This is a genomic window from Flavobacterium sp. (assembly GCF_049240005.1).
Taxonomy (GTDB): domain Bacteria; phylum Bacteroidota; class Bacteroidia; order Flavobacteriales; family Flavobacteriaceae; genus Flavobacterium.
In genome coordinates this window covers 40,951-49,184 of record NZ_JBMLTK010000010.1, presented here as the reverse complement: position 1 = coordinate 49,184, position 8,234 = coordinate 40,951, and the positions used below count along the sequence as shown (strand labels likewise).

At 40.4% G+C, this 8,234-nt stretch carries 10 protein-coding genes; 7 read left to right on the top strand and 3 right to left on the bottom strand.

The features are described from left to right. Window positions 1–163: 163 nt before the first annotated feature. A complete protein-coding gene (locus ACOVQQ_RS00850; RefSeq protein WP_421816541.1) occupies window positions 164–763 on the bottom strand; it encodes a PASTA domain-containing protein in 600 nt (199 codons plus the stop codon). A 178-nt stretch (window positions 764–941) separates the two neighbouring features. Between ACOVQQ_RS00850 and ACOVQQ_RS00845 the strand changes: the two genes are divergently transcribed. Both ACOVQQ_RS00845 and coaD read left to right on the top strand, forming a co-directional pair. After that, window positions 942–1,913 carry a D-alanine--D-alanine ligase gene (locus ACOVQQ_RS00845; RefSeq protein ID WP_421816540.1) on the top strand — a complete coding sequence of 324 codons (972 nt, stop codon included), beginning with the start codon at window positions 942–944 and terminating at the stop codon, window positions 1,911–1,913. Window positions 1,914–1,926: 13 nt separating this feature from the next. Further along, window positions 1,927–2,379, top strand: coding sequence for a pantetheine-phosphate adenylyltransferase (gene coaD, locus ACOVQQ_RS00840; RefSeq protein WP_421816539.1), 453 nt, complete (start codon window positions 1,927–1,929; stop codon window positions 2,377–2,379). A gap of 377 nt (window positions 2,380–2,756) precedes the next feature. Here the strand turns inward: coaD and ACOVQQ_RS00835 are convergent, their stop codons facing one another. Continuing rightward, entirely contained in the window at window positions 2,757–3,344 is a 588-nt protein-coding gene (locus ACOVQQ_RS00835; RefSeq protein ID WP_421816538.1) for an NUDIX hydrolase, read from the bottom strand. Window positions 3,345–3,351: 7 nt separating this feature from the next. Here ACOVQQ_RS00835 and pyrE point away from each other — a divergent pair, with 7 nt between their 5' ends. Next, window positions 3,352–4,002: an orotate phosphoribosyltransferase gene (pyrE, locus tag ACOVQQ_RS00830; RefSeq protein WP_421816537.1), complete on the top strand. Its 651-nt coding sequence runs from the start codon at window positions 3,352–3,354 to the stop codon at window positions 4,000–4,002. 11 nt (window positions 4,003–4,013) lie between these two features. Next, window positions 4,014–4,406: an SRPBCC family protein gene (locus ACOVQQ_RS00825; RefSeq protein ID WP_421816536.1), complete on the top strand. Its 393-nt coding sequence runs from the start codon at window positions 4,014–4,016 to the stop codon at window positions 4,404–4,406. On the opposite strand, the gene ACOVQQ_RS00820 is transcribed toward ACOVQQ_RS00825, so the two are convergent. Next, window positions 4,403–5,140 carry a biotin--[acetyl-CoA-carboxylase] ligase gene (locus tag ACOVQQ_RS00820; RefSeq protein ID WP_421816535.1) on the bottom strand — a complete coding sequence of 246 codons (738 nt, stop codon included), beginning with the start codon at window positions 5,138–5,140 and terminating at the stop codon, window positions 4,403–4,405. The two genes, ACOVQQ_RS00825 and ACOVQQ_RS00820, sit on opposite strands and share 4 nt — an antisense overlap. A gap of 80 nt (window positions 5,141–5,220) precedes the next feature. Between ACOVQQ_RS00820 and rsfS the strand changes: the two genes are divergently transcribed. From rsfS to ACOVQQ_RS00805, 3 genes are all read left to right on the top strand, one after another. Continuing rightward, a complete protein-coding gene (gene rsfS / locus ACOVQQ_RS00815) occupies window positions 5,221–5,592 on the top strand; it encodes a ribosome silencing factor (RefSeq protein WP_094486935.1) in 372 nt (123 codons plus the stop codon). 14 nt (window positions 5,593–5,606) lie between these two features. Then, window positions 5,607–7,535 (top strand): ATP-dependent zinc metalloprotease FtsH, encoded by a 1,929-nt coding sequence (gene ftsH, locus ACOVQQ_RS00810; RefSeq protein WP_421816534.1) that lies wholly within the window; start codon window positions 5,607–5,609, stop codon window positions 7,533–7,535. A gap of 102 nt (window positions 7,536–7,637) precedes the next feature. Next, entirely contained in the window at window positions 7,638–8,234 is a 597-nt protein-coding gene (locus tag ACOVQQ_RS00805; protein WP_094486933.1) for a lactate utilization protein B/C, read from the top strand.

Here is an 8,234-nt window from a genome sequence, read left to right as displayed (position 1 = left end):
TCGCCGTTATCGGCTGCTTTTTGAATTTTATTTCGGGTCGTATTGGCTACGACTTGCATCAGAAATTTATCGATGCGCAATAATTCTTGTCCTTTTGGAACTTCAAATCTGAAATGTTCGAATAAACTATCTTCTTCTTCGATTTCAGCTATTTCGTCTGTACTCATGGCAAGCTATCTATTTGTTCCTGAGCATCTTCTTCGTCTTCAAAACCTCCGCTTCCATCGCCAAGCACGAGGTCGATTTTACTTCCTTTGAGAATTTTCTCTCCAGCTTTCACGGTTTTTCCGTTGCATTTCACTTCTAGAACCATGTCTTTTCCGATGTACGGCTTGTAAGTGAGTGAACCTAAAGTAAGTCCGGCAGATTGAAGTGTACTTTCGGCGTTACGTAGCGTTTTCTCTACCAGTTCGGGCATACGAATGGTGCTGTAACCTCCGGAATTGATTTTTAAATAGATTTTACGATCCGACTTTACCTTTTCACCCGGCGCGGGATCTTGTTGAACAACCGAAAATTTGGGAAATTCCGGATTAAAATCGACTGTATCGAGAACCACGTAATCTAAATCAGCATCGTCTAAAACTTCTTCTGCTTGTTCGGTACTCATTTTAGATAAGTTGGGTACGGCAATTTCTTCGCCGTGATTGGTGGAGAAATCCAGGTATTGCAGCAAGAGAAATCCGACAGCAATGGTGATGATAAATGCCAGAAAAAGCTGACCGAAAAACGTTTTTGAAGTTAAATATTCCCGAAGGGTCATGCGCCAAATTTTAGTTGCAAAGATACAGAATGAACAACTGAAACGGATGTGAAAAAAATGATATTTTTGTTTACGCGTTTGGAAGAAAAAATAGAGCGTTTAACACCTATTTTCCGAATCGTAGCGCAGCATTTTTGTTGTGTTTTTTTTAAGCGTATTAATCTTCAATTACAGACGAATGAAAAACATCGCCGTTATAATGGGCGGATATTCAAGCGAATACCAAATCTCAATAAAGAGTGGCAACGTAGTTTACGAAACCTTAGATCGACAGAAATACCGGCCATATCGGATAGTGATTACTGCCGAACGTTGGTATCATCTTACCGATGACCATAGAGAGATTGCTGTAAATCGCGGTGATTTCAGTGTGGAAATAGACGGAGAAACGATTTTTTTCGACGCTGTTTTTAACGCCATTCACGGAAGTCCGGGTGAAGATGGGTTGTTGCAAGCGTATTTTGAGTTGTTGGGCATTCCGCAGAACTCCTGCAATTATTATCAGGCCGCACTCACGTTTAACAAGCGTGATTTATTAGCCGTTTTGCGTCCGTACGGAATTAAAATGGCAAAATCGTTTTATGTAAACAAAGGCGATGTCGTTGATTATGAAGCGATTGTTGACACGGTTGGTTTACCTTGTTTTGTAAAACCGAATAAATCGGGAAGTAGTTTTGGAATCTCGAAAGTTAAGGACAAAGCGGCTTTGCCAGAGGCGCTTAAAGTTGCTTTTGCAGAAGATCACGAAGTTTTAATCGAATCGTTTTTAGATGGAACGGAAGTTTCGATTGGTGTTTTACGAATTGCTGGCGAGGTAAAAGCTTTGCCGATTACTGAAATTGTTTCGGAAAACGACTTTTTTGATTACGAAGCCAAGTACGAAGGTAAGTCGCAAGAAATCACACCGGCACGTATTTCAGAGGAATTGGCCGAAAAAGTGCGCGCCGCTGCTATAAAAGCCTATACGATTTTAGGCATGAAAGGATTTTCAAGAAGCGAGTTTATTTTGGTAAACGACGAGCCGTATATGCTGGAAATGAACACAATTCCCGGACTAACGAAGGAGAGTTTGATCCCGCAACAGGCGGCAGTAGCTGGCATATCGTTACAAGATTTATTTACAAACAGCATTGAAGATTCGATGCGTTAACTGATTCACAGCCATGAGAAAAGCTATTTTTCCGGGATCTTTTGATCCGATAACGCTCGGACATTACGATATCATAAAACGGAGTTTGCCTTTGTTTGACGAAATAATTGTTGCCATCGGTGTAAATGCCGAGAAAAAGTACATGTTTTCGTTAGAACAACGACTCGATTTTATTCAAAAAGCGTTTGCAGACGAACCAAAAGTGCGCGTAATTACGTACGAAGGTTTAACGGTATCGCTTTGCAAGAAAGAAAAAGCGGGTTTTATTTTGCGTGGACTTCGCAATCCGGCTGATTTTGAATTTGAAAAAGCGATTGCACATACGAATCGGAAGTTATCTAAAATAGAGACCGTTTTTTTATTGACTGCTGCAAATACTTCGTACATCAGTTCGAGTATTGTTCGAGATGTTATTCGAAATGGCGGCGATTATACTGTTTTGGTTCCGGATTCGGTTCGGGTATAAATAGCGTTACGTGGAAACGATTGGCCGCAGCAGGGATTGAAGCGAAAAGCCTTTTTAAGTCGCCGCGGTTTCGCGGACTAATAACCTGAGTTCGATTAAAAATCTTTTTCAGATCGCTTAAAATCAACAAATTGTAAAATCAAACAGCAATCTAAATGAACAGCTGCCACGCTAAACAGATAAACGGCTGCCTACTTCGTTGGATTTTTTTGCGATACTACAGTATCCCAACAAAAATCCGCCTTGTATTCAACCATTTATCTGTTTTCTGACCACAATTTTTATATCGAACTCAGTTTAAAAAGCTTGTAGCGTAAAGCCCGGTGCCGACCGTTACGACTTTTGTTTTACCACGATTTTTGAGGGAGGCAGCTGCCCTACTCTTCAAAAAGTAATTTAATGTTTTCGTAGGAATTTTTTAAGGCTTCGGCGCAGGCTTGAGCATCTAACCAGACTACTTTTTCGATGCCTTCTTCGGCTTGCGGAATAAGCTGCTGAACGCTAGAACTTCGCATTTCGTACCACTGCGTAACTTTGAGTTTATAGCGTCCGTTTCGTTTAAAAATGTGATAGGTTTTTTGAAGTTTATCGGTGATAATGAGGTTATCGATTCCGGTTTCTTCTTGCACTTCGCGAATGGCGGCAATTTCGTTGGTTTCGCCCTTTTCGAGTCCGCCTTTGGGTAAATCCCATTTGCCGTTTCGGAAGATGAAAAGCACTTCATTTTTCTTGTTATACACTAAACCACCTGCGGCTTTATGTACAGGTAATTTCGATTTCAGGGTTTTGAGCATTTCTTTTTCGTCGGGATGATATAGAAAGGCTTTATCGACTTTACCTTGAAAGAGTTTTACGATAAGTTTTTTAATATCAACGCTTTCCAGCAAAAACAGATCGAAATCGGTTTCTTTTTGGGTTTGGTTTGTCAAAAAAAGAGGTTTATCGTTGACAAAAACTTTATACATTTGTGCTATGGTTTTTAACAAAGAAACAGCCGCCAAGACAGCCGAGCTTTTGCTGCAAATTAATGCAATTAAATTGAATCCGGGAAATCCGTTTTTATGGTCTTCGGGATGGAAATCGCCTATTTATTGTGACAATCGTGTGACTTTATCTTTTCCTCCGATTCGGAATTATCTAAAAGAGGAGTTCGCTAAAAACATTGAAAAGCAATTTGGAAAACCTGACGTGATTGCTGGGGTTGCTACAGGAGCCATTGGCATTGGTTTATTGGTTGCCGAGGCATTAGCGTTGCCTTTTGTTTATGTGCGTCCGGAGCCAAAAAAGCACGGCAGACAGAACCAAATTGAAGGATTTTTGCAGAAAGGGCAACAAGTGGTTGTTATTGAAGACTTAATTAGTACGGGAAACAGCAGTTTGATGGCTGTTGAAGCTTTGCGCGAAGCTGGAGCTCAGGTAAAGGGAATGGCTGCGATTTTTGATTATGGATTTGATGTTGCGAAAGCAAATTTCAAAAAATCGAATGTCGATTTATTTACCTTAAGTAATTACGAGCATTTACTACCCTTGGCAGTTACCAAACGATACATAACTGAAACCGAAGAACAAACTTTAGTCGAATGGCGCGTTAATCCTGCCGGCTGGGGAATGGAAGTGGAATAAAAAATACCTTTATGAAATTAGAAAGCCCTAGAACCGAAGTTGGAAAATCAGCTCAATATTTATTTGAATCGTTAACCGACATTAAGAATTTTGAAAAATTAATGCCTGAGAGCATTGCAAAATTTGAAGTTACCGATGCCGATAGCTTTATTTTTGGATTGAAGGGCATGCCTGAGATAAAATTGCGTTTGAAGGAAAAAACAGCGCCAAATCACATTGTTTTAGGTGCTGCGAGCGACAAACTGCCTTTTACTTTGCGTGCAGCCATAGAAGACTTAGGTGCTGATAAAGCAGGAATTCAACTTTTTTTTGAAGGCGAATTCAATGCCATGATGGCGATGATGGTTAAAGGACCGATTCAGAAGTTTATCGACACTTTGTCGGAAAACATGTCGAAACTTTAGTACATCATTTTTACTTCTTTGATACTGTACTCCCGAATTTCGTCGTTTTCGTGCTGAAGTACTAATTTACCTTCGGGAGAAACCCCTAGTATTAGTGCGTTAAAAAGATGGGTGTTTACTTGGTAAACGGCCGGTTTCTGGTATTTCATCAAAACACTGAGATATTTAGTTCGAATTATGGCTAGTGATTCTGCGGTGCGATTATCGAGTAGTGCGATTATTTGATCGCGGATTTCAAGCATCAATATCGTATCGTCTTCAATGTCAACACCATTTAGCAGCAAAGAAGTGGCAGAAGGTAGTTCGTTGAAATTGCTTTGTTTGACGTTTATTCCGATTCCCACGATAAAAGTCGGATTTCCTTGACTGTCGTTTAGCTGTTCGATTAAAATGCCACCGAGTTTCCTGCCGTCTGCCATAATGTCGTTCGGCCATTTTATTTCACTTGCTAGTCCGAATTTGTTTAAGCTTTGATGAATAGCAACAGACACGAGCATTTGAAATTCGAAATCGTGTTCAAATTTTTCGACGGGCTTTCGCACCAACAAACTAAATGTTAACGACTTACCAGCTTCGGACAGCCAAGTTGCGCCCATTTGACCGCGTCCGGCGGTTTGTTCTACGGCATGAACCAGCGTAAAGTTGGCAACAAAAGTTTGTTTGGTTTGTTGTTTTAAAAAGCTGTTGGTCGAATCTATGGCATTTAGTTTGATAACTGTTAGCTTGTTGCTCATGAACGTCGTTTAATCTTGTGTTAACGACCGAAAGTAACAACAAAAATTGGTAAATTTGCGCACTTACACTTAAAGAATAGATGGCGAAAAAAACTACGGGTAACGACGAATTACTAGCAGAGATTATTAAAGGAATCGAAGAGGTTAAAGGAAACGATATTGATATTTTGGATTTGCGTGCTATAGACAACTCGGCCTGCGACTACTTTGTAATTTGTAATGGAAACTCAAACACACAGGTAAACGCCATTGTAAACTCCGTACAAAAAACGGTATCTCGTGCATTGAAAGACAAGCCTTGGCATGTTGAAGGATCAGAGAATGCCGAATGGGTTTTAATGGATTACGTGAGCATAGTAGTTCATGTTTTTCAGAAGCACATTCGCGAGTATTACAATATTGAAAGTTTATGGGGCGACGCCAAGATTACCTCTATTCCCTCTAATTATTAAAGAAAAAAAGGCTTATGTCTAAGGAAAATAATTCGCAGCCGCGAAAAATTAAGTTTAACCCCATGTGGTTCTATGCCGCATTAGTTGGATTTTTGGTCTTCGTGTACGTGACTGGAAGCACAAATATCAAAGATCCTTCTAAAATTAGTACTTCTACTTTCCGCCAATATCTCGAAATGGGCTTGATTGACCGAGTAGTAGTTTACAATAAAACCGAAGCAGAGGTATATCTCAATGCAGCAGCTTTAAAGCAGGCCGCATTTAAGGATGTAGCTAAAGGCGTTTTTAGTTCACCCAACGGACCCCATTTTTATCTGGACGATATTGGTGATGGAGAAACATTCCAAAAAAATCTGGAGAATGCTGTTGCAACGAAAAAGCTGAAGGACTATAATTTTGAAGTGCGCAGTGATTGGGGAGAAATTCTTTCCTTCCTATTCCCAATTATTATAATCGTTATCTTTTGGTTGTACATCATGCGCCGCATGTCGGCTGGTGGTGCTGGCGGACCGGGCGGACAAATTTTCAACATTGGAAAATCAAAAGCGCGTTTGTTCGACGAAAAAAGCGATATAAAAATTACATTTAAAGACGTTGCCGGTTTAGAAGGAGCGAAAGAAGAAATTCAAGAAATTGTTGAATTCTTAAAAAACCCGGAACGCTATACGAATTTAGGAGGAAAGATTCCGAAAGGCGCCTTATTAGTTGGACCTCCAGGGACTGGTAAAACCTTACTCGCGAAAGCTGTAGCCGGCGAAGCTCGTGTGCCTTTTTTCTCGCTTTCAGGTTCAGATTTTGTGGAAATGTTTGTTGGCGTAGGTGCATCACGCGTTCGGGACTTGTTCAAACAGGCTAAGGAAAAATCGCCCGCAATCATCTTCATCGATGAAATCGACGCTGTAGGTCGTGCTCGAGGAAAAAATTCATTTAGTGGTGGAAACGATGAACGCGAAAACACACTGAATCAGCTCCTTACAGAAATGGACGGTTTTGGAACAAACAGCAACGTAATTGTTTTAGCAGCTACAAACCGCTCCGACGTTTTGGATAAAGCCTTGATGCGCGCCGGACGATTCGACCGACAGATCTTCGTTGATTTACCAGATATCCGTGAAAGAAAAGAGATTTTCGAAGTGCATTTGAAGCCTTTGAAAAAAGTTGAAGATTTGGATACTGATTTTCTTGCCAAACAAACGCCTGGTTTTTCAGGAGCCGACATTGCCAATGTTTGTAACGAAGCAGCGCTTATTGCAGCTCGTAAAAACAAACCGGCGGTAGACAAACAAGATTTCTTGGATGCTGTTGACCGAATTGTTGGCGGTTTGGAGAAGAAAAATAAAATCATAACTAAAGAAGAAAAACGCGCCATTGCCATTCACGAGGCCGGACATGCAACGGTGAGTTGGATGCTTGAGCACGCTGCGCCTTTAGTGAAAGTTACCATTGTACCTCGCGGACAAAGTTTGGGTGCAGCATGGTACTTACCAGAAGAACGACAAATTGTCAGACCCGACCAAATGCTCGATGAAATGTGTGCTACCATGGGTGGAAGAGCTGCCGAAAAAGTAACGTTTGATACAATCTCTACTGGAGCTTTGAGCGATTTAGAGAAGGTAACACGCCAAGCACGAGCTATGGTAACCATTTTTGGTTTGAACGATAAGATTGGAAATGTAACCTATTACGACAGTTCTGGGCAAGCAGAATACAACTTCTCTAAACCCTATTCAGAAGATACTGCCAGGGTAATCGACAAAGAAATTAGCGATTTGATTGAGTCGCAATACCAACGTGCCATTGCTATTTTGGAAGAAAATAAGGAAAAACTATTTCAATTGGCCGACATTTTAATTGAACGCGAAGTGATTTTTAAAGACGATTTAGAAGCGATTTTTGGTCAGCGCCAATGGCAAACTGCCGAAGAAGCTGATAAACAGCTGTAAGAATACGCCTTCCTAATTTTATAAAAACTTGTTTCAATCAGTAGTTGAAACAAGTTTTTTTTATCTTTGGACGCAACGAACTTTTGCGAGCAGTAAAGCCAAATGAGTATTTTTAAAAAGTTTTTTAATTCCAGCACCGACAACTCCGGAGAAACTCCAGGAGACGACCTAACCAATCTGCACGCCGGACTGACAACCGACGAGCTTTTCACATTAAAATTCCGCAAAAACGGAGGCAAGTTCCTGTATTGTGAAAATATGGCTGAAGTTAAAACGCATTTTGAAGATATTTTGGAAGAAAACGATTGGTTTGAACAGGAAGCTATGTGTTTTGAACCCAAGCTGTTTTCACTTTTGGATGAGAATAAAATTCCACACGAAAAAACTGCAAATCCCAAATTTTTATTAGCTAGCTGCGAAAATTTAATTGCCGAAGAAGGATCGGTATTGTTATCTTCCAACCAAATTAAACATCACAAACCACAGGAACTTCCTGCGAATTTTGTCATTTTTGCGACTACTTCGCAACTGGTTCAAACAAAATCAGACAGCTTGCGCACTATCAAGCAGCGCTACGACAAAAACTATCCGAGCAACATCATGGCTTTTACGTATTTTGAAAAGTCAAAAGAAGAAGATTTTCTTCACTACGGAAGCGTTGCTAAAAATCTGTATTTGCTTCTTTTAGAGGACGCTTAG